The sequence below is a fragment of the Sphingomonas sp. genome (genome assembly GCF_003248515.1).
Taxonomy (GTDB): domain Bacteria; phylum Pseudomonadota; class Alphaproteobacteria; order Sphingomonadales; family Sphingomonadaceae; genus Sphingomonas_I.
In genome coordinates this window covers 1-1,513 of record NZ_QFOB01000035.1, presented here as the reverse complement: position 1 = coordinate 1,513, position 1,513 = coordinate 1, and the positions used below count along the sequence as shown (strand labels likewise).

Here is a 1,513-nt window from a genome sequence, read left to right as displayed (position 1 = left end):
GCCCTGCTCGCCATAGACCTCGACCAGCTTTTCGAAGCTGTGGATGCCGAGGATCATTGCGCCGCCGAAGGCGCGGGCCGTCTGAAGGCCATTCTCGATGGCTGGCAGCCGGTGAAGTGCGCCGAGCTCGTCGAACATGAACCAGGTGCGCAGCGACCGCGTGCGCGGCATGGTCATGAGCCGGTTGATGGCGAGGTCCATCCAGAGCGTCAGCAGCGCCCGGTTCATCGGCATGTCGACGTAATTTGAGGTGATGAAAAGGATGGAGCCTGGCTTCTTCTCACCCGTGATCCATTCGCGGATCGAGAAGCGCGGACCCTCGTCTGGCAGGAAGCGGAGGACCTGCGCGTTCGTGTTGAAGACGGCGCGGATCGACTCCGCCATGCGGGCGGCTTCCGGGGCCGTCAGAGGGTCGGCGATGGTGTTCTGAAGGTAGCGGTGAACGCGCTTTAGATCGGCCGTCATCAGATGTTCCGACAGCGCGAGATTGGTGGTCTCACCACGCTCCTGCAGGCGGACGCACATTTCGATGAAGAGAGTTCGCGCCGCGAGCGCCCAGAACGGTTCTGAGGAGCCGCCGTCCGACGGGATCAGGGCCGCAGCGGCGGCGGTAAACTCACTGTGGGTGCAGCAGTCCGAAAAGATCGACCATGCCGGGCAGCGCCGGTCCATCGGATTGAGGATCGTATCGCGCTCGGGGTCATAGAATGCCTCGACATAGGCACCGGTGAGATCAAAGATGACGGCGCTGTCCTGACGCTCGCGCATCTGCTTGACGAGGCTGCGCAGCTCGGTCGTCTTGCCCGACCCGGTGGTGCCGACCAGCATCGTGTGCGACTGTTCCATCCGGTGCGGGAACGGGATGCCGGCGAGTATGTAGGGATGGTGGATCCCGGCGGCCTTGCGCGCCGCAAAGGGCAGTTGCAGCACCTGCCGCGGCGAGAGGTCGGGCAGGCACTCCCGGGCTTCCTTTTCGAACGCCGCCTGGTTGTGTTGGGACACCTCCGCGAGAAGCAGTTCGCGCTCGACTAGCATGGCGCCCCGCTCGTGTCGCTCCTGCAGGATCGACCGGCCCCGACGCCGCGAAATATCGACGAACCAGATGGTCAGCGGGATCGTGAGAAAGACGGAGACGAGGATGGCGCCGAGCAGGCCCCGCACGGCCACACTCCAGGCCCTCTGGACCTCGGGCATATACTGCACGACCGCCATGATCGTGCGGTGGATTTCGCCGTTGGGGAGGGTGACGTTGACCCGCTTGGCAGGGTCCAGTCCGACCCAGTCCCAAAGCATCGCGTAGAGCTTCATGCAGACGAGCTGGAAGCCGTGCTCGTCGAGCTTGAGCGATAAGATGATGAACCAGGCCGCGAGGAAGGCGAAGAACCACAGGATGAAGGGCAGCTTCGCGCCCGAGAACCACATCAGCATCTCGTGGGTGAGAAGCTGGCTTCCGCGCGTGAAATTGCCGGCGTTGCGATGGACTTTGCCCCGCGCCGAATGATGGGTCAGGGGT

At 63.8% G+C, this 1,513-nt stretch carries 1 protein-coding gene; it reads right to left on the bottom strand.

Annotated features, from left to right (window positions below; translation table 11 throughout):
* A partial coding sequence (locus DI605_RS21445; RefSeq protein WP_293977826.1) for a type IV secretion system DNA-binding domain-containing protein occupies positions 1–1,513 on the bottom strand: 1,513 nt, incomplete at both ends.